Raw genomic sequence first — 19,909 nt, 5'->3', positions numbered from 1 at the left:
GTTCAAGACTCCTTGCCGCGCCGGCGCAGCCGCTCGGAAGCGCTGTCCAGCCACAAATAGATAACCGGGGTGGTGTAGAGCGTCAGCAATTGGCTGAGCAGCAACCCGCCGATAATGGAAATCCCCAGCGGACGGCGCAGCTCCGAACCGTAGCCACTGCCCAGGACCAGCGGCAAGGCCCCGAGAATGGCCGCCAGGGTGGTCATCATGATCGGCCGGAAGCGGATCAGGCAGGCCCGGTGAATCGCCTCGCGGGCACTGCGCCCGTGCTGGACCCGCTCGGTAATGGCGAAATCGATCATCATAATGGCGTTCTTCTTGACGATCCCGATCAGCAGGATCACCCCCACCAGGGCGATGATCGACAGCTCGGTGCCGGTCAGCAGCAAGGCGATCAGCGCGCCGACACCGGCCGAGGGCAAGGTCGAGAGGATGGTCAGCGGGTGCATCAGGTTCTCGTAGAGCATCCCCAGCACGATATACACCGACAACAGGGCCGCGACGATCAGCAGCGGCTCGCTGGCCACCGACGACTGGAACACCTGGGCCGTGCCGGCGAACTGCCCGACCACACTGGCCGGCATGCGCAACTGGGCCACGGCATTTTCCACCAGCACCGTGGCCTGGCCGATGGAGGTGCCCGGCGCCAGGTTGAACGAGGCCGTTACCGCCGGGAAGGTACCCTGGTGGGCAATGGAGATCGCCGTGCGCTGGATGCCGGTATCCGACAGCGCCGACAGTGGCACCAGCGTCTTGCCGCTTGCCGAAAGCGTTGTAGCGTTGGCCGCCTGGCTGGAGCTCACCGGCCCGGTCGGGACATAGATCGACTTGAGGGTCTGTGGATCGGTCCAGTACGGCGGCGCCACTTCCATCACCACGTGGTACTGGTTGGCCGACTTGTAGATGGTCGAGACCTGGCGTTGGCCAAAAGCGTCGTAGAGGGTCTGGTCGATATTGCCGATATTGACCCCCAGGCGGGCAGCGGTGTCGCGGTTGATGCTGATGTTGGCCAGCAGGCTGTTGTCCTGCTGGTCGGTGTTGATATCGGTCAGTTGCGGCAGGGTATGCAGCACCGCGACGACCTTGGGCACCCATTCATCCAGGGTGGCCTGGTCATCGGCGGTCATGGTGTACTGGTACTGCGCCCCGCTCTGCCGGCCGCCGACCGTGATGTCCTGGGCCGATTGCAGGTACAGCCGGGTTCCCGGCAGGTCACCGAGGGCCTTGCGTACCTGGGCGATCACCTGGTCGGCGCTATCCTTGCGCTCACCGACCGGCTTGAGGGCAATAAACAGTTGGCCGCTGTTGATCGCACCGCCACCACCGATAAAACCACCGACAGTTTCGACATTCGGGTTCTTCGACACGGTCTGGTTGATCTTGCTGAAGGCCTCCTGCATCGCCGCATAGGAAATACTCTGTGGCGCGATGATGCTGCCCTGCAGCCGCCCGGTGTCTTCCTGGGGAAAGAACCCCTTGGGCACCAGCACATAGAGCACACCGGCAAGGACGATGACCAGCACGGTCAGCAAGCCCATCAAGGCCGAATGCTCGACGACCCAGAGCAGGGTCCGGTCATAGAAGCGATGGAAGCGCGAGTCCGGGTATTCGTGATCCGAGCCCGTCTCCTCGCTCGGGCGCAGCAGGATGCTGGAGAGCATCGGCGTCACGGTCAGGGAGATCAGCATCGAAATCAGGATCGCCACCGACAGCGTGATGGAAAACTCGCGGAACAGCCGCCCGACGATGCCGCCCATCATCAGCAAAGGAATGAAGACTGCAATCAGCGAGACACTGATGCTCAACACCGTGAAACCGACCTCCTGCGCCCCGGCCAGTGCCGCCTGCACCCGGCTTTCGCCGCGTTCCAGGTGGCGCATGATGTTTTCCACGATAACGATCGCATCGTCCACCACGAAGCCGGTGGAAATGGTCAGCGCCATCAGCGACAGGTTGTTCAGGCTGTAACCGAGGAAATACATGGCGCCAAAGGTGCCGAGCAACGACAGCGGCACGACGATGGCCGGCACCAGGGTACTGCGCCAGTCGCGGAAGAAGCCGAAGGTCACCAGGGTCACCAGGAAAATCGACACCAGCAAGGTGACTTCCACATCGTGCAACGACGCGCGGATGGTGGTGGTGCGGTCCAGCAGGATATTGAGCTTGATCGAGGCCGGGATCGAGCTTTGCAGGAACGGCAACGAAGCCTTGACCGCGTCCACCGTCTCGATGACGTTGGCCCCCGGCTGTTTGAACACCACCAGCAGCACCGCCGGCCGGCCGTTGGACAGGCCGAAGTTGCGCAGGTCCTCGACATCCTCGCGGACATAACCCAGATCGGCGATATGCACCACGTCACCGTTGCTCTGCTTGACGATCAGCGGCGCGTAATCCTCGGGTTTGAACAGCATGTCGTTGGCGCCGATCCCGTAGGACTGGTCGTTGATGGACAACGCCCCCTTGGGCAGGTTGGCGTTCGAGGAGGTAATCGCCGCGCGCACCTGCTCCAGGCTGACACCGTAATGGTTGAGCCGGTCCGGATTGAGTTCGATACGCACCGCCGGCAGCGCCCCGCCGCCGACGTTGACGTCGCCGACGCCGCTGGTCTGCAGCAGTTTCTGCTCGAGCAAGGTCGAGGCCACGTCATACATCTGGCCCGGCGTGGCACTGTCGGAGGTCAGGCTGATGATCATGATCGGCGAGTCGGCCGGGTTGACCTTGCGGTAGGTCGGATTACCCGACAAATCGCTGGGCAGGTTGCTGCGGGCGGCATTGATGGCCGCCTGGACGTCACGGGCGGCGCCGTCGATATTGCGGCTCAGGTCGAATTGCAGGTTGATGCGGGTCGAGCCCAGGCTGCTCGACGAGGTCATCTGGGTCACCCCGGCGATCTGCCCGAACTGCCGCTCCAGTGGCGTGGCTACCGACGTGGCGACGGTTTCCGGATCGGCGCCCGGCAGCGAGGCGCGCACGCTGATGGTCGGGAAGTCGACTTGCGGCAACGGTGCCACCGGCAGCAACAGGAAGGCCAGCCAGCCGAACAGGGCCAGGCCGACCGCCAGCAGGATGGTTGCAATCGGGCGTTGGATAAACGGCGCGCTGATGTTCATCGGCATCAGCCCTCAGTCTCGGCGTGACGCTTGCTGAAGCGACGTTCCAGCTGGTTCATCGCCAGGAAAATCACCGGCGTGGAAAACAGCGTCAGCAACTGGCTGAGCAACAGCCCGCCGATGATCGCGATGCCCAGCGGATGGCGCAGCTCCGAGCCGATGCCGGTGCCCAGGGCCAACGGCACCGCGCCGAACAGCGAGGCCATGGAGGTCATCAGGATCGGCCGGAAACGCAGTTCCGCTGCCTTGCGAATCGCCGCCACCGGGTCGAGCCCGTCGTTGCGCTGCAACTCCAGGGCGAAGTCGACCATCATGATGCCGTTCTTCATGACGATCCCGATCAGCAGCACAATGCCGATCAAGCCGATGATGTCGAACTGGGTGCCGGTGATCAGCAGCGCCAACAAGGCGCCGAGGGCCGCCGAGAGCAAGGTCGAGAGAATGGTCACCGGGTGCACGAAGCTCTCATAGAGAATACCGAGCATCAGGTAGACCACCACAATCGCCGCCACCACCAGGAATATCTGGTTCGACAGCGAGGACTGGAAAGTCGCGGCGGCGCCCTCCAGGTTGGCCTGTACCGTCAATGGCAGGCCGACGTCTTTTTCAATCTGATCCAGGCGCGTCACGGCCGCGCCCAGGGTCTGGCCGGGAGCCAGGTTGAAGGAGATGTCGGCATAGGGGAACTGGCCCAGCCGGTTGATGGTGATCGGGGTGCGGATCACCTGCTGGGTGGCCATGCTCGCCAGGGGCGTCACGGCGCCGCTGCTGGTGGTGACATAAAGCCCGGTCAGCAGGTCGGCGATATTGCGCGGCGGCCGGTCGGTGGCCATCACCACGTGATACTGGTTGAGCTGGGTGTAGATGGTCGACACCTGGCGCTGGCCAAAGGCGTCGTACAGCACGTTATCGATGGCCTGTGGCGTGACGCCCAGGCGGGAGGCCGTGGCGCGGTCGATATTGATCTGGATCTGGTTGCCGAACTGCATTGCCTGGCTTTGCACATCGCTGAACATCGGGTCCTTGCCGATGGCCGAGAGCAGTTTGGTCGTCCACTCTTCCAGGACCTGCGGGTCGGTGGCCTGCAAGCCGAGGCGGTAGCTGGTGGTCGAGATCGTCGCATCGAGGGTCAGGTCCTGCACGCTGTGCAGGTACAGGCGCACCCCGGAATCATCGGCATTGGCATCCGACAGCCGACGAATCACCACCGCCGCGCTGTCGCGCTCGCCGCGATCCTTGAGGTTGATCAGCAGGTTGCCCTGGTTGATGGTCGGGTTGGTCTGGTCGATACCGACAAAGGACGACAGGCTGGCCACTGCCGGGTCCTTGAGAATCCGCGCGGCCAGCTTCTGCTGTTGCAGTTCCATCTGCTGGAACGACACGGTGGGCGAGCCTTGGGAAATCCCCTGGATCAGCCCGGTGTCCTGCTCGGGGAAAAAGCCCTTGGGCATGACCACGATGATGAACAGGGTCAGCAGCGCGGTGAAGACGATGGAAATCAGCGTCAGGGTGCGGTGCAGCAGTATCCAGTCCAGGCCACGCACGTAATAGCCGTTGATCTTGTCGAAAAAGTCCGGACGCCGTTCCCCGCTGTGATTGCGCAACATGCGCGAACACATCATCGGCGTCAGGGTCAGGGAGATGATCGCGGAAATCACGATGGTCACCGCCACCGTCATGGCGAACTCGCGGAACAGCCGCCCGACCACATCGCCCATGAACAGCAGCGGGATCATCACCGCGATCAGTGCCACCGACAGCGAGATAATGGTGAAACCGATCTGTGCCGAACCCTTGAGCGCGGCCTGCAACGGTGTATCGCCCTCCTCCAGGTAACGGGTGATGTTTTCGATCATGACGATGGCGTCATCGACCACGAAACCGATGGCAATGGTCAGCGCCATCAGGGTCAGGTTGTTCAGGGAAAAGCCCAGGACGTAGGCCACCGCCAGGGTACCGATCAAGGTCAAAGGCACGGTGACGGCCGGGATGATGGTGGCCGGTACATTGCGCAGGAACAGGAAGATCACCAGCACCACCAGCAGTATCGCAACCCCCAGCTCGTACTGGACGTCGGTGACCGAGGCGCGAATGGTCTGGGTGCGGTCGGTCAGCACGCTGACCTTCAAGGTCCCCGGCAAACTGGCGCGCAGCTTGGGCAGCAGTTGCTGGACCCGATCGACCACCTGGATCACGTTCGCGCCCGGCTGGCGCTGGATATTCAGCACGATCGACGGCGTGTCGTTGGTCCAGGCCGCCTGCCGTGGGTTTTCCGCGCCCTGGATCGAGGTGGCGATCTGCGCCAGGCGGATCGGCGCCCCGTTCTTGTAGGCGATCACCAGGTCGCGGTATTCCTCGGCCGACTGCAACTGATCGTTGGCGCCGATGGAAAACGCCTGGAACTTGCCGTCGATATTGCCCTTGGCCTGGTTGACGTTGGCCGCGCCCAGGGCGGTGCGTACATCCTCCAGGGACAGGCCCATGCTGTTGAGCGCCGAGGTGTTGGTCTCGATCCGTACCGCCGGGCGCTGGCCGCCGCTGATGGTGACCAGCCCGACCCCGGATATCTGCGAGATCTTCTGCGCCAGGCGGGTATCGGCCAGGTCCTCGACCTTGGTCAGGGGCAATACATCGGAGGTCAGCGACAGTGTCAGGACCGGCGCATCGGCCGGGTTGACCTTGCTGTAGACCGGTGGGTACGGCAGGTTGGCCGGCAGGAAGGTACCGGCGGCATTGATCGAGGCCTGCACTTCCTGCTCGGCGATATCCAGCGACAGCGACAGGTCGAATTGCAGGGTGATAACCGAAGCACCATTGGAACTGGTGGAACCCATCGACTTGAGGCCGGGCATTTCGCCGAACTGGCGCTCCAGCGGCGCGGTGATCGAGGAGCTGATCACATCCGGGCTGGCCCCGGGGTATTGGGTGAAGACCTGGATAGTCGGGTAATCGACTTCAGGCAGGGCCGAAACCGACAGAAAGCGATAGCCGAGCAGCCCCAGCAGGAAGATGGCGACCATCAACAACGTGGTCGCGATGGGGCGCTCGATAAAGGGTCTGGAGACATTCATGAGCAATGACTACCTGGGCGGCACAAATAGAGTGTCTGAGACATTGCTGAACTCACTGGCTGACCACCTTCACCGTGGAGCCGTTGTCCAGTTTGTCGGCCCCTTCGGTAATCACCTGCTCGCCGACTTTCACGCCATTGTCCAGCACCGCCGTCAGGTCGCCACTGACCGGCCCGCTCTTGATAGTGCGCAGGCTGGCCTTGTTGCCCTGTACCACGAAGACAAAATCACCCTTGCTGCCGTGCTGGATCGCCAGGGTCGGGACCACCGCAACCTGCTGCAAGGTATCGGCCTTGAGCCGGGCATTGACGAACTGATTGGGGAACAACGCATTGCCGGTGTCGCTGAATTGCGCCTTGACCCGTACCGTGCCGGTGGTGGTGTCGACCTGGTTGTCCAGGGCCAGCAAGGTCCCGCTGGCCAGCAGGTTATGTTTGTTGCGGTCATAGGCCAGGACATCGACCTTGCCCTTGGCCATTGCCTGATCGATGGCCCCCAGATCGTCCTCCGGTACCGCGAACACCACGGTTGCCGGGTTCATCTGGGTGATCACCGCGATCCCCGTGGTGCTACCGGCGGAGACAAAGTTGCCGGGGTCCACCAGGCGCAGGCCGACGATGCCATCCACCGGCGAGGTGATGGTGCAATAACTCACCTGCACTTGCAGGTTCTGCACCGCCCCATCGTCGGCGGCCACTGTCCCCACTTGCTCTTGCACCGTGGCAACCTGGGTATCGAGGGTTTGTTGGCTGACCGAGCCGACCTTGATCAATTCGCGAAAGCGCGCCAGGTCACGCTGGGCATTGACCAGCACCGCCTGGTCGTGAGCGAGCACGCCCTTGGCCTGGGCCAGCTGGGCCTTGAGCGCGCGGTCATCGATGCGCGCCACCACCTGGCCCTTGTTGACCCGCTGGCCTTCCTTGAAGTCCACCGAGGACAGAATGCCGGAAACCTGGCTGACCACAGTCACGCTGCGGGTCGGTGTCACCGTGCCCAGGGCATCGATGTACACCGGCACATCCATCAACTTGACGGCAACGGCGGTCACCGGATCGCCCACCGAAGGCGGTTTGCCCTTGGGCTTGTTCAAGCTGTGATAAAGCACCCAGCCTCCCACCAGAAGCCCCAGCACCACGACCACCAGCAGAATGCTTGTTCCCTTGCTGTGCTTCACTCATCTCTCCCCTGGGGCTTGTTTCTTTACGGGTAACGGCCACTGGCCATGCCCCTGAAGATTAGTCTGCTATCGAGGTTGCGCCCGGCAACCTGAACCTAAGCTTTCTGGGGCGGTACGCCGATCGTGAAACTCTTGTCAGTTAAGCAAGTGACGAGCGGCGTGGAGAAATGCCCGCGCGCGGCCTAGCCTTTACGCCTTCTCATTCGAAATAGTCTGAAGTTCCCCAAGTCGTCGGGTCGGCAGTCAGCTCCGTTGGTGAAGACGTCACGGAGTCCAAACCATGGAGCAGCCCGTCATACGGATGGATGCCACATCGATCACAAACGACACAGGCAAACCCTGTCTCCCTGATCAGCCTCAGGATTGACAAGGGAGGCGCGGCCGCTTAACAATCAAGCCAGGTCATACGATGACAGACAATTAAAAACAACAATAAAGAGTCCCTGAAATGAGTCGAACCAAAACCCTTCAAGGTTTCGCCGGTGCCGCACTATTGATGATCACCCCACTGACCTGGGCCAACACCTACGTCTACGTCTCCAATGCCAACGACGGCACGCTCAGCAGCTATGAGCTGTCGGCAAAGGGGCAATTGCAACCGCTGGCCACCACCGACGTCGGGGCCGGCGTGATGCCCCTGGCGCTGAGCCCCGACCGCAGCAAACTCTATGCGTCCATACGCGCCAGACCCTATTCGGTAGCGACCTACGCCATCGACCCGGCCAACGGGGCTCTCAAGCACCTGAAGAATTCCACAGTCGCCGACAGCCTGGCCTATATCTCTACGGACAAGGCCGGTCACTATCTGTTTGGTGCTTCATACGGCGAGGACCTGATCAGCGTCAATGCCATCGATGCCAAGGGTGTGGTGAGCGATGATGTACGACAAGTCATCAAGACCGGCCCGAACGCCCACTCGATCATTGTCGATAAGACCAATCGCTTTGTGTACGCCGCCAGCCTGGGTTCCGATCAGTACCTGGAATTCAGGTTCGACGCCATCAGCGGCAAGCTCACGCCACTGGGGCATATCGACATGCCCAAGGGCAGTGGTCCCCGTCATCCGGTGATCTCGTCTGATAACCGCTTTCTCTACCTGCTCAGCGAAATGGCCGGCACCGTGACCACATTCGCCATCGACCCGAAGAGCGGACGCCTGAATGCGCTGTCCGAAGTCAATGCCATCCCCGCCGACTCGGGCCTGGTACGCGGCATCGCCCGGCCGATGATCAAGCCTGGCCAGCCGACACCGCCGCCGCTGGCGGCCAATCTGATCTGGGCCGCCGATATCAAGCTCACCCCCAACGGGCGTTTCCTCTACACCTCGGAGCGCACCGGCAGCACGGTCAGTGCCTTTTCGGTAGACGGCAAAAGCGGCAAGCTGAGCTTTCTGCAGAACATCAAGGTCGAACAGCAACCGCGGGGGATCACCGTCGATCCGTCGGGGAAATGGCTGCTGGTGACCGGAGAGAAAAGCCCTGAGGTGGGTGTATATGCCATCGACCCGCTACACGGCACGCTGACGCGTAGCTCCGGCGCACCTTCTGGCAAGGGCGCCAACTGGGTGCAGGCAGTCAGCTATCCGTGAAGTGCCGGGGAGAGGCACGACCACCCTCGCCTCTCCCTGCTGGTCTCAGGACAGTGAGTAGTCAAACTGGTAGGAATGCTGGCCTTCCTCAATCGTGATCACCAGGCGACCGGCAAGCCCTGCAAGCTCCCCGGTAGCGGAATCAGGCACAACGTTAATGGACTGCTCCGCTACGCCGCGAGTCATGGTCGAGCTGTGCTGCAACACAAAGCTGCCATTGCGCCCCTGAAGCGTGCCGGTCACCGTTTCCATCGCCACGTAGCCGGCGGAACCCAGCACACTGCTGCGCAAAGAAAGCATTTCACCTTGACTGGTCGCCACGAGGTCGCCCTGGAAGACCTTGTTGAAGGACATGCGTCCAAGACCTGTCCCGGCAGCCGGTTCGCTAAGGGCTTCGGGGTTTAGTCTGATTTCAAAAGAGCCATTTGCTTGTGTGCTTTTCATGGAGTGTTCTTCAAGAAAGGAATGGGTGACTTCCATACTGATAAATTGGATTTACCGGATTTCGGCTTACAGCGCCTTGGTGTTCAGCAAGCGTACGCCCAGACCGATGAATATCGCCCCAGTGGTGCGCTTCAAGGCCACGACCCAATGCGCGGCGCTGAGGCGTTTACTGAATCGATAAGCGGTGTAGCAGTAAACCGAATGGACGATCACTACGATAGCTGCAATGGTCAGGTACATCATCAGGAACTGCCCGGGAATGGGCCGATCATGATCAAGAAACTGCGGTAAAAAAGCGCAGAGAAAAATCAGCGTTTTGGGGTTGCTCGCGGAGACCAGAAACGCCTCCATACCAATGTTCCATTTCGATGACGGTGGGCTGGTTTGCGGCTCACCTTCTGACCGGACCACTGGCGTACGGGCCAACAGCTGGCGCAACCCGAGGTAGATCAGATAACCGGCGCCAATGACTTTTAGCGCAAGGAATGCCGTAGGCACGGCAATGAGGATAGCACCCACGCCCAGTGCCACGCCGCTGGTCACCAGCAACTGAGCGACAAGGTTGCCGAGCAGTGTTACAGCCATGGCAGGGGGGCCATAACGCAAGGCATTGCGTACGACCAAGAGTACGTTTGGACCGGGAGACAGGGTCGTTGCCAGGTAGGCCAGGGCGAAAGTAAACCAAAGGTGCAGTGCCAAAGGGAAAATCCTTAATCCAGTGGGAGTTGTCAAAGATGCTGCTAGCCGCAAGCAAGTGGTATGCCACCGTGGTCAGTCACGCGCCCCTTTAGCCCGGATCCGCGAGACTACGTATTACGCAAACGACGACTGGTAAATCATTTCATGGGTAATTGAGGCACGAAATCGGACATGTGCCTAACCTGAATACACCCAATCTCCAACATGAAGAGAAAGAGGAATCAGGTATGAGCACGTGCGACAAGCATCCCAATCACACCCATCAGCATGGCCCGGGCTGCGGACATACGGCGATTGAGCACAATGGCCATGTCGACTACCTGCACGATGGTCACCTGCACCATGTGCATGGCGATCACGTCGATGAGCACAGCCTGGAGATCAACGCGCGCAATCCCGCTAGCTGCACACCTGATCATAGCTGCGGCGGACATGCCAAGGATCATGTGCATGGCCCGGGCTGTGGGCATGAAGCTGTCACACATGGGGATCATGTGGACTATCTGGTGGAGGGGCATCTGCACCATCCGCATGGTGGCCACTGCGACAACCATGGCCCGGTCACCGTCAAAGGCTGATCTGTCAGGTGGGTGTTGATCATGACAGCCTGCACATCGGGGCAACGATGAACTCCGATGTGCAGGTTGAACTGCGGCGGCTGCCCTCCTCGTCTTTTCTTGACGGTCCAGCCTACACCGATCAGAGCGATCAATCGGATGATTGTTGTACGGGGCTTCGAGAATGACGGATTTGGCGCCGGTGAACGCGAGGGTGTCGAGCAAACGCGGCTCGTTGGCCGGGACCTCCTCATTTCCGTCGGTAGAGGCATCAGATATCTTACGCGAGTAGATGTCGTCGGTGGTGCTTAGCGCGCTGCTGATCGGATGTGAATCGGGAATGTTCTTTTTGGTCACGATAAAGCTCCTCTGCTACGAAAAGGAACTCTGTTATTCCGGGCTGAAAACCCCGTATCGCTGAATTTGCAGCGACACTTGAACATTATCCTCCGCGTTTGGCACACGTAATATTCTCCCGTGCCTAAGATGCGCGGGAAATACGAGTTTTTCCAGAAGGCTATTTCTCATGTTGATTGAGCGTTAATCTGAGCCTGGGTACAAGGAAACCCCAGGGTCAAGTCATCCGAACCTCAGGAGAAAATGATGCAAGCACTACCCGTCTCCCCATCAATTCTTGGTGAGTCACTTGAGCTGCGCCCGCTGGAGGCCGGGGATTTCGAATCACTTTACCGCGTCGCATCCGACCCATTGATCTGGGTTCAACACCCGAGCCCGACGCGCTACCAGGAACCTGTCTTTCGCGAATGGTTTAACGAAGCCCTCACCTCGCAGAGCGCGCTGGTCGTTATCGACCGTGACAGCAACAGCGTAGTCGGTAGTTCTCGCTACTATGAATTCAGCGAGAAAAAGCGTGAGGTTGCTATCGGATACACCTTTCTAGCTCGCGAAAAATGGGGCGGCGCCGCGAATGGAGAACTTAAACACCTGATGCTCAAGCATGCCTTTCAGTGGGTCGACACCGTTTGGTTCCACATCGGCAGTCAAAACATTAGGTCGCAGCGGGCAGTGGAGAAGATCGGGGGGACTTTCTCCCATAAATCAATAAAACAGCTCACCGTGGGTCAGCAAGAAAACTATTTTTATAAAATTGAGCGGGCAACATTTGAGGGTTGACACCCGGCCATTTGCCCACGGCGAAAAGTGGGACCCCACTTTTTGCTCCTTTTTCCGGGTTTTGCAAAACGATACTGCCAGAAACTGACAGAGGCCTGACGTAGGCTGAGGCCTCTCATTTCTGTCAGGTCAAATCATGAAATTCTCGTCTGTCCGCCTCGTCACCAGTAAGTTCGAACACCTCGTCCAGTTCTATCAAAGTCTCTCGACCATTGAGCCCAGGCATCTTGCTGACGGGTTCGCCGAAATACACTTCGACGGAGTCATCCTGGCGATAAGCGATGAGCGCCTGATCCGTCTTCATAACAACGGATTGGCCGTCGCCGCCAGCAACCGCTCGGCAATCCTGGAGTTTCAAGTGGATGACGTCGAGGCCGTGCTGCTTCGGGTCAGTGATGCGGAAGTTGTGATGCCAATAACGATAATGCCATGGGGCAATACCTCCCTGCTGCTCCGTGATCCGGATGGCAGCCTGGTAAACGTCTTTTCAAAACCATCAAGCTGATCCAAAGCGGGCGGTTTGGACGCGGCAGGGATCAAGGACGTCGCGAGGTTCGATACCCGCCCTCAATGACTTCCAATCGGTGAACTATAACCGTCCACAGGTATCAGACTAGCCAGCGTCAATTAAAAACAGTTCCCATGACCAAGGATGACCATCATGACTGTAGATATCAGCAACTTCGACATCGCCACTCCATTGCCGACGTCAGCCACCAACCCGGTAGCGCTGGAGCTGAACGGTACTATGGCTCTCGCAGAGTGCCCTACCGTAATAACCCGGCTGCCAGATGGATCTATTCAGCTCACGGCCCCTACCAAGGGGGCATCCAGCAAGAGTACACATCGAACGCGCTGCGAATGGAAAGAGCCGATTTACTGGACCCTGCTTAGCGCCGCCAATCATTGGAACCGGCAAGAGATGACCCTGGTGAAGGTGAACTCGGCTCAGAAGGTCGTGGTTTCACAGATGCACGTTCAGGACGATGTAGACCCGGCAATCAAGGTGTTTTGGGAGAAGAACTCACTCACTTATGCATTTCGAAAGGAATTCAACGGTGCCGACCCAACGCCTGCATTTCTACTGGGTAACGTTGCATTAGGTGCGAAGTTCAAGGTGAGCATCCATAGTAACTCTACGGGCGCGATTATCCTGAGTGCCAGTAGCGGCGGTCAGTCCGCCTCCTCTCCAACGCTTCAATTGGGAAGCTCCTGGCTGTCCAAATCCTTCGATTTCCATGGAGGGATTTATAATCAGATTGACTATACGGATGCCACACCGTCAACCGACGGCTCAATTTGCATTATCAGCCAACTGTCCGTGACTCACATTTAATCTGGCATTAGCCGCAGCCCAATACTGCTCTATTCGCTGGATGACTGAACCTTTTGTTACCAATTGGCCCGCGTACATCAGACTGGAGCAGCGAGAAGAAAATCCGATGCTTGCGCCACCACGCCGGCCGTCAGGCATGCCGGACTGATCAGGGGCCAGTAACGACTTCCGGCCGGTCAACGTTATTAAACGGGACCTGTCCGCCGAAGCGTCCTCAGGTCCGATCTTGATCACCAGGGCCCTGCTCTCATCTCTTCGGCGGCGGAGGAGCAGAGGGGGCCGTTGGCCTAACAACGGCTCTGGGAAGTGGATTTTTGCCGTCATGCGCAATGCCCTTTCGTCCGGACGCTGGCATTGGTTGGGGCGCTTTACTGGTCATTTCTCGTCCTCTATCTCTTGATCAAACTCTACCCATTGTACCTTCGAAGCGTCGATAACCAAAAACTGCGCACCACAATGATTTTGCCCCCCTCGCTCGTCAAGCCAGGCGGGGTTCTGGATGACAAATTGCCCCTGGGCCGGCTCATTGGGCCATTCCGAAGGCCATCCATAAAGGCGGCGCTCGTCATTCAAATGCAAGACTACAAAGCGCGGATATCTCGAGAAGGTGCTGTACCACTCGTTCGGGTATGAAGTCTGCTCAGTGATATCGCGGCTCCTTAACCAACTATGCAGTTTATCGCTGGTGGCGAGACAGCATGAAAGCAATCCGAGTAAAACGGATATCATGAAGGACCAAAATGCCTCGGCTTTTGCGTCCCATTTTCCAATTGCCAGACCCTTCGATCCAACCCAGAGGCATAGCTCGCCAATTGCAAGCACAACCCCGTGCACAACAAATGTAAAAATCAGCGCCTGCACTATTTGCCCGAAGGTATCAGGCCGTTTAAAGGCGGTTAGCGAATAGAAGATCCAAGCGGTTAAGAAGCCCGGAATCAGGTATTGCAGCAGAGGTATCACATCTTTTACGAGATCATCCATTTGCGGGTAGCCACTTGCATTCGGACGCCTGTAATACTCCACTAAAAATCAAATCACCATCAATCCACAAGACAGAAAAGCACTCCAAGAAATATCACTCAACAAAAGGAGAATTATCTTACGGTCAAATCAACGTAGTAGAATGCGGCGAAAATATTTTTCAAGCGCCATAAAACAGTGAGAACATATTAATGAGCAAGTTTTTTGATGCACTAATGGAAAGTGTTCAGAAGATAGATGAAATCGTGCGAGGTAAATGCGATCCTCCCCGTCAATGAAGTCCCCATAAGCGGAATCACCTCTATCCAAAGAGGTTGCAGAGGGTCTGGGTCTTGGCCGCATGACAAATGATGAGCTGGCCCGGCAGTTGATTGCCGGGCCAGTGGCACGCTACAGCGGTGCGCAGGACAGCATTCTTAAGGCGCTTTACATACTTTCGCAGCAACCGGGTCATTCGGGATAAACGAATCCGGCGCGCCAGGCTTCAGGACCACATACCCACGCCGCCAGGGTTGATCGTCGACCAGATTCCAGCGATGCCCTGAGCCGGTATTGTCTTCGGCGATCAGCACTTCACCCGGATGCAGGGTGAATTTCTCACCGGTTTTGGTCACGAACGCCAGGGTACCGGACAATGTAATGACGTACTGAGGCTCCGGGTCCTTGTGCCAATCAAAGGAGGCATGCGCCGGGGTTTGCTTGAAGTGAATGGCGGTCACGTCGTTGCGCATGTGCTGGTCGATGGTCCCTTCCAGTACGTGGGAGTCGTTATCCGCGCCAGTGCAGAGTTTGAATGCCTTGATGGTATCGGTGGTGGACGTAGCCGCTTGTGCGCCACCCAAGGTAGCGAGGGTGATTGCGACGGCACCCGCTGTGCGCAGGCTAAGCCTGCCCAGACAGTGAATGACCGTGTGCTGCGGCGAGCGTTTCTTCTGAAGCATGGAAGCCATTTTCCTCGTGCTGAAGTAGCGTGATTGGCGTTTACCATGGACCATGGTCCATGCCATAGCGGCGCGGGACAACTAACAAATGTTTCATTGGTGTAGGAAGTTGGTAGGGGCATTGCGAGGTCATCACAAACCAGTCGATTACCCCGACCTCACTGTTGGCCTTGATAGTCACCGAAGCATCAACGCCGCGTTGCTGGAGGATGGAGCGGCCCTGGGCGACTACGTGTGGTTTAGCAAGAGCCAATCGATTTCAGCCCGACCAAGCGCCGGGCTTTTCGTTCTCATCCATTTGTCGGGTCATTGAGGACCATTACCCACAGGCCATTGACGCCCCGTCCCGCTAAGCGTTCAATTTCATAGCAGTTGATACAAGGAGGACACCGCATGGCAAAAATAAAAATCCTGGCGGGGGATTTCCTTGAGGGATTTGCAATACTTGAGCCCGGCTTTATAACTATACAAACTGCTGTGTATCCGTGGCCTGGACTTAAGATTGCCACCTCCGAAATACTCGACATCAGGATTATCAGTGAGGCCTCGTACCGGGACGTATCGAGTGCTGTTGGTCTGGGGCTGGCTGGAGCGTTGGCTCTCGGCCCGATTGGAGCCATGGCCGGCGTGATGCTGGCTGGTGATGAGATCGAGCTGACCTTTTCGATGCAGCTAAGGGATGGGAGGTATCTTCTCTGCGCCGCCGATAAGCGTACTTATTGCAATATTGAGGCAGCAATAGGTAAGCGAGCAATCACGAAAAATTTCCAATAGCGTTGAATGCGCAACGCCCTTGAAGCCCGGCCCAGCGCCGGGCTTTTTTGTTCAACCTTATTATTATGAGCGTGACGTCCTCAGAGTGCCTGAAGAGTTGCAGGTTGCTTGGCCACTCGACCGAAGAGATGACGAAAAAGGTATATCGTCGGGTTGGCAAGATCGTCAACCCCACAAAATGACGCCGAGTTGCGGAACTCCTACCAAGAGTTGCGGAACTCTTTTCATTTTTCGGGCATTAAAAAAGCCCCGTAAATCGTTGATTTACGGGGCTTTGAAGGTGGAGGCCGAGGTCGGAATCGAACCGGCGTAGATGGATTTGCAATCCACTGCATAACCATTTTGCTACTCGGCCTCAGGTCGAATCGAGCGCCCTTGCAAGACTGGCTTGCCGCAACTCCTTGATTCTTCAGCGTTGGTGACGTTGCCGTCCCTGCTGATGGCGCGCATTATGTCCTAGTTGAATGACACTGGCAACCCCCTGAATTCTAATAATTTTTAGGTCAGCTTCGGTCTTTCTCCGAGGCGCTCAATTGCGCCAGACGCACCGCCAGTGCCTTCGCCTGGCTGGCCACATCCGTCACCGCCGTGCTCTCCCACCACATGCCCCGCAACGGCGGGCCCATGGCGAACAAGCGGGTGGAGATATTGCCCTCGGCATCCACCACAGCGCCACCGACATCCGCCGCGATACCCAACGCCAGCGGCCCTGGCCGAACCAATCGTCGCGCCAGCAATTGCTGGGGCAATGGGCGATCCACCCGCCTCCAGTCATATTCAATACCCGTGGAGTTGATCAACGCCGCGCCCGTAACCGTATGTGTCTGCGTCTCCCCCCTTGGCCGGATGAAAATACTCACCTGCCCATCCCGTGGCTCGTCCAGGCCCTTGAGTGACGCCGCCTCGATGGTCAGCCGCCCTTCTTTATATAACCGCTCCACCAACTCGGCACTCAAGGGTGGCGAACGGTGGTGATGACTCTCCCACCACGGCCGCACATGCCGCACGAACTGCCGACGCTGCACATCGCTGGCCTGGCTCCAGAGCCGACCGATATGCGCCCGCACCGTGTCCAACGGCGCCTGCCAGTCAATCCCGGTCTCCAACGCCAAGGTGCATTGGCGACGCACCTCGCGCAGCAACTGCCGTGGGCTGCGAATACTGTGATCGGCCGCCAGGAAATCCACCCAGCTCGGCGGCTGACGCCGCACATGAGGCAACAGCCCGTGCCGGGAAATCACCCGGATCGGCCCACGATGCCCGGCCTGTTCCAGCGAGACCACGGCATCGACCATGGTCAGGCCGGAGCCGATGATCAGCACCGTCCCTTGCGGATCAAGCCGCGACAGGGTCGCCACATCCCAAGGGTCCACCGCCGCAGCATTCAAGCCACTGGATTGTTTCTGCCGGGTACGCGCCGCAGGGAACATGCCGGTCGCCAGCACCGCGCTGGTACCTTGCAATTGCCGACCATCAGCCAGCATTAGCAGTACCCCATCACTGTCGCTTTGCAGATCGACCACTTCGCCCCGCACATGCTCGGCCGTCGATCCCCAGGTCGCCCCCTGCTCCCGGGCTTCGGCCAGGCGCTGCTGGACGTAAAGGCCAAAGATCCCCCGGGGCATGAACAGCTCGCTGACCGGAACATGCTGTTGATCCGACTCAGGCCAGCCACCGTCTGCTATATAAGCCTGCAACCATTGCGTCAGGTCATCGGCATTGTCCGGGTCGACGCTCATCCGCGCCGCGTTACCGTTCAACGTATGCCCCAGCTCCGTGGCGCTGTAGGCCTCACCCCGACCCAATTCGGCACGCGGCTCGACGATCAGGATCCGCCGCCGGCCTTCCAGGCGCAGTAACTGCACCGCCAGCATCGCGCCGCTCAAGCCCCCGCCGATAATCAACACATCAGCAGCCGGGATGGCGTCTGTCGCCTGTCCGCTCAGGGTTCCACTCATTCTTCACTCTCTTGTCAGTGCTTGCCCAGGTAGAAGTCGTGCAGGTCGCCCCTGGCCAGCAATTCATCCGCCGTACCGCTGAGCACCACCCGGCCGGTGTCGAGCACATGGGCCTGGGTCGCGTATTTGAGCGCTACATTAATGTTTTGCTCGGCAATCAGGAAGCTGACCTGCTGCTCGCGATTGAGCTGAGCCACGATCTCGTAGATTTCCTGAACGATAATAGGCGCCAGGCCCATGGATGGCTCGTCGAGCAAGACTAAAGTCGGTCGTGTCATCAAGGCCCGACCGATGGCGACCATCTGCTGCTCGCCCCCGGAAGTCAGCCCGGCCTGGGTTTTGCGCTTGGTTTTCAGGCGCGGGAACCAGGCATAGACCCGCTCCAGGTCTTCCAGCATCTGCCGTCGACTCAGCCCGCGGACAAACCCACCGCTGCGCAGGTTGTCCTCCACCGTCAGTTGCCCGAATACATGTCGCCCCTCCAGCACGTGCACCAGGCCGTCACGCACGCGCTGGCTCGGGTCGACCGCCAGGCTGTCATGCCCCTGGAAGTGGATGCTGCCGCGCGTGACCTGCGCCCGTTCGGCCCGCACCAGCCCGGAGATCGCCTTGAGGGTGGTGCTTTTGCCGGCACCGTTGGCCCCGAGCAAGGCGACAATGCCGCCTTTGGGCACACTCAGGGAAACCCCGGACACCGCCAGGATCGTCCGGTCATAGATCACCTCGATGTCCGAGACCTGCAACAGCGGCGCACCGCTCGCTTCAAGCGCGGGCCGGCCCATGGCTTACTCGCCCGCCGCGCAGGTGCGCGGAGTCAGGTGTTTTTCTGCCGCAAAGGCTGCCGACTTCTCGTCGATCAACGACCGCAACAGCGCCCGATCCGCCGCGATCCAGTCGCTGACCAGGCTCCAGTGGCTACCGTCCCATTGCTGGACCCGCGCCGAACCGCCGCCTTCATGGTCGCTGCAGGACAGTTTCAGGTTCTGCATCAGGCCGTAGAAGCCCATGGCCTTGAGTCGCGCATCATCGATATCCAGATGCTCCAGGCCCCAACGCCCTTCTTCGCCATGCAGCGGCCGCTTGCCGAACTTGGCCTGCCCGGTGCGAATGGCTTCCACCGCAATCGCCGCGTTCACCAGCCCGGAGTTGTAGTAGACGCTGCCGAAGTTGTTCAGGTCCTTGAGGTCGCTCTTGCCCTTGTCGAGGATGTATTGCTTGAGGCGCTTGTGGATCTCGAAGTCCGCGCCCGCCGGGTAAGGCGTCAACGCCAGATAACCCTTGGCCGCCGCACCCGCCGGCAACACATCTTCGCTGGAACTGGCCCAGATATCACCGACGATATGGTCCACCGGGAAGCCAAAGCGCGCGGCGGTCTTGACCGCTACCGGCGTCGATACACCCCAGGTCCGCAGGAACACCCAGTCCGGATTGAGCTGGCGAATCTGCCGCCATTGCGCCGACTGTTCGTTGCCCGGATCAGCTACTGGAATCTGGATATTCTCGAAGCCGTATTTTTCCGCCAGCAGTTTCAGCGGCCCGAGGGTTTCACGGCCATAGGCCGAGTCATGGTAGACGGTGGCGATCTTCTTGCCCTTGAGCTTGTCGAAGCCGCCTTCGCGCTGGGCGATGTAGTTCACCAGGGTCGAGGCTTCGCTGTAGAAGGTCAGCATCACCGGAAAGTTATAGGGGAAGACCTTGCCGTCGGTGGCTTCGGTACGACCGTAACCGAGGGTGATCAGCGGGATCTTGTCGACTTCCGCGCGCTCGCTCAGGGCGTAGGCCGCCGGCGCGCCGTTAGGCTGATAGACCGCCACCGGCGCACCATCCAGACCGTTCTTGAAGCGCTCGTAGCACTCGATGCCCTTCTCCGCCGTCCATTCGGTTTCACACTCCTGCCAGACCAGCTTGACGCCGTTGATCCCGCCTTCCACCTCGTTGATGTAGTTGAGGTAGTCGATCATCCCGGCCCAGACCTGCACGCCGCTGGAGGCATAGGCGCCGACCCGGTAGGTGGCCAGGGGGAAGAATTGCTGGTCGGGCGAGGCCTGGGCCATCGGCGCCGCAGTGCCGAGAACCGTCAGGGCCAGGGCCGCAGCCGTCAGTGAACGCTTGAAAAGTGCACGCATGGTGGAATCGTTC

At 59.3% G+C, this 19,909-nt stretch carries 16 protein-coding genes and 1 tRNA gene; 5 read left to right on the top strand and 12 right to left on the bottom strand.

Annotated elements, in window-relative coordinates; translation table 11 throughout:
• Positions 1–2: 2 nt before the first annotated feature.
• The 3 genes from M5B42_RS12200 to M5B42_RS12190 are packed head-to-tail and all read right to left on the bottom strand — an operon-like array spanning position 3 to position 7,316.
• The gene (locus M5B42_RS12200) at positions 3–3,116 is read right to left on the bottom strand and encodes an efflux RND transporter permease subunit (RefSeq protein WP_283099743.1); all 3,114 of its coding nucleotides are present in this window, start codon (positions 3,114–3,116) and stop codon (positions 3–5) included.
• Complete coding sequence (locus M5B42_RS12195; RefSeq protein WP_152739180.1) at positions 3,116–6,181, bottom strand: efflux RND transporter permease subunit; 3,066 nt, start codon at positions 6,179–6,181, stop codon at positions 3,116–3,118. The genes M5B42_RS12200 and M5B42_RS12195 overlap by 1 nt, the downstream gene beginning before the upstream one ends.
• A 52-nt stretch (positions 6,182–6,233) precedes the next feature.
• Positions 6,234–7,316 (bottom strand): efflux RND transporter periplasmic adaptor subunit, encoded by a 1,083-nt coding sequence (locus tag M5B42_RS12190; RefSeq protein WP_248746005.1) that lies wholly within the window; start codon positions 7,314–7,316, stop codon positions 6,234–6,236.
• A 490-nt stretch (positions 7,317–7,806) separates the two neighbouring features.
• Between M5B42_RS12190 and M5B42_RS12185 the strand changes: the two genes are divergently transcribed.
• The gene (locus M5B42_RS12185) at positions 7,807–8,946 is read left to right on the top strand and encodes a lactonase family protein (protein WP_248745957.1); all 1,140 of its coding nucleotides are present in this window, start codon (positions 7,807–7,809) and stop codon (positions 8,944–8,946) included.
• Positions 8,947–8,991: 45 nt separating this feature from the next.
• On the opposite strand, the gene M5B42_RS12180 is transcribed toward M5B42_RS12185, so the two are convergent.
• The 3 genes from M5B42_RS12180 to M5B42_RS12170 all read right to left on the bottom strand — a co-directional run bounded on the left by M5B42_RS12180 (position 8,992) and on the right by M5B42_RS12170 (position 11,003).
• Positions 8,992–9,390 (bottom strand): DUF3224 domain-containing protein, encoded by a 399-nt coding sequence (locus tag M5B42_RS12180; protein WP_248745956.1) that lies wholly within the window; start codon positions 9,388–9,390, stop codon positions 8,992–8,994.
• Positions 9,391–9,456: 66 nt separating this feature from the next.
• Positions 9,457–10,089, bottom strand: a complete 633-nt coding sequence (locus tag M5B42_RS12175; RefSeq protein ID WP_152739188.1) for a LysE family translocator — start codon at positions 10,087–10,089, stop codon at positions 9,457–9,459.
• 221 nt (positions 10,090–10,310) lie between these two features.
• The gene (locus M5B42_RS12170; protein WP_177099030.1) at positions 10,311–11,003 is read right to left on the bottom strand and encodes a hypothetical protein; all 693 of its coding nucleotides are present in this window, start codon (positions 11,001–11,003) and stop codon (positions 10,311–10,313) included.
• 246 nt (positions 11,004–11,249) lie between these two features.
• On the opposite strand from M5B42_RS12170, the gene M5B42_RS12165 reads away from it, so the two are divergent.
• The 3 genes from M5B42_RS12165 (at position 11,250) to M5B42_RS12155 (ending at position 13,116) form a co-directional block, all read left to right on the top strand.
• Positions 11,250–11,780, top strand: a complete 531-nt coding sequence (locus tag M5B42_RS12165) for a GNAT family N-acetyltransferase (RefSeq protein ID WP_152739193.1) — start codon at positions 11,250–11,252, stop codon at positions 11,778–11,780.
• A gap of 136 nt (positions 11,781–11,916) precedes the next feature.
• Positions 11,917–12,285, top strand: coding sequence for a VOC family protein (locus M5B42_RS12160; protein WP_248745955.1), 369 nt, complete (start codon positions 11,917–11,919; stop codon positions 12,283–12,285).
• 156 nt (positions 12,286–12,441) lie between these two features.
• Entirely contained in the window at positions 12,442–13,116 is a 675-nt protein-coding gene (locus tag M5B42_RS12155; protein ID WP_248745954.1) for a polysaccharide lyase family 7 protein, read from the top strand.
• A 375-nt stretch (positions 13,117–13,491) separates the two neighbouring features.
• Here the strand turns inward: M5B42_RS12155 and M5B42_RS12150 are convergent, their stop codons facing one another.
• Together M5B42_RS12150 and M5B42_RS12145 are read right to left on the bottom strand one after the other, a co-directional pair.
• Complete coding sequence (locus tag M5B42_RS12150) at positions 13,492–14,097, bottom strand: DUF6338 family protein (protein WP_248745953.1); 606 nt, start codon at positions 14,095–14,097, stop codon at positions 13,492–13,494.
• Positions 14,098–14,513: 416 nt separating this feature from the next.
• Positions 14,514–15,038 carry a hypothetical protein gene (locus tag M5B42_RS12145; RefSeq protein ID WP_248745952.1) on the bottom strand — a complete coding sequence of 175 codons (525 nt, stop codon included), beginning with the start codon at positions 15,036–15,038 and terminating at the stop codon, positions 14,514–14,516.
• A 393-nt stretch (positions 15,039–15,431) separates the two neighbouring features.
• Between M5B42_RS12145 and M5B42_RS12140 the strand changes: the two genes are divergently transcribed.
• Entirely contained in the window at positions 15,432–15,812 is a 381-nt protein-coding gene (locus M5B42_RS12140; protein WP_152739211.1) for a hypothetical protein, read from the top strand.
• A 281-nt stretch (positions 15,813–16,093) separates the two neighbouring features.
• Here the strand turns inward: M5B42_RS12140 and M5B42_RS12135 are convergent.
• The 4 genes from M5B42_RS12135 to M5B42_RS12120 form a co-directional block, all read right to left on the bottom strand.
• Positions 16,094–16,167 (bottom strand) — tRNA-Cys (locus M5B42_RS12135).
• Positions 16,168–16,315: 148 nt separating this feature from the next.
• Positions 16,316–17,770, bottom strand: coding sequence for an FAD/NAD(P)-binding protein (locus M5B42_RS12130; protein ID WP_248745951.1), 1,455 nt, complete (start codon positions 17,768–17,770; stop codon positions 16,316–16,318).
• A 14-nt stretch (positions 17,771–17,784) separates the two neighbouring features.
• A complete protein-coding gene (locus tag M5B42_RS12125) occupies positions 17,785–18,552 on the bottom strand; it encodes an ABC transporter ATP-binding protein (protein WP_103494300.1) in 768 nt (255 codons plus the stop codon).
• 3 nt (positions 18,553–18,555) lie between these two features.
• Entirely contained in the window at positions 18,556–19,896 is a 1,341-nt protein-coding gene (locus M5B42_RS12120) for an ABC transporter substrate-binding protein (RefSeq protein ID WP_248745950.1), read from the bottom strand.
• Positions 19,897–19,909 lie beyond the last annotated feature (13 nt).

The organism is Pseudomonas sp. MWU12-2037, from assembly GCF_023242345.1.
Lineage (GTDB): Bacteria > Pseudomonadota > Gammaproteobacteria > Pseudomonadales > Pseudomonadaceae > Aquipseudomonas > Aquipseudomonas gingeri_D.
Note: the sequence above shows the minus strand (reverse complement) of the source record. Positions and strands in the feature narration are given on the sequence as shown.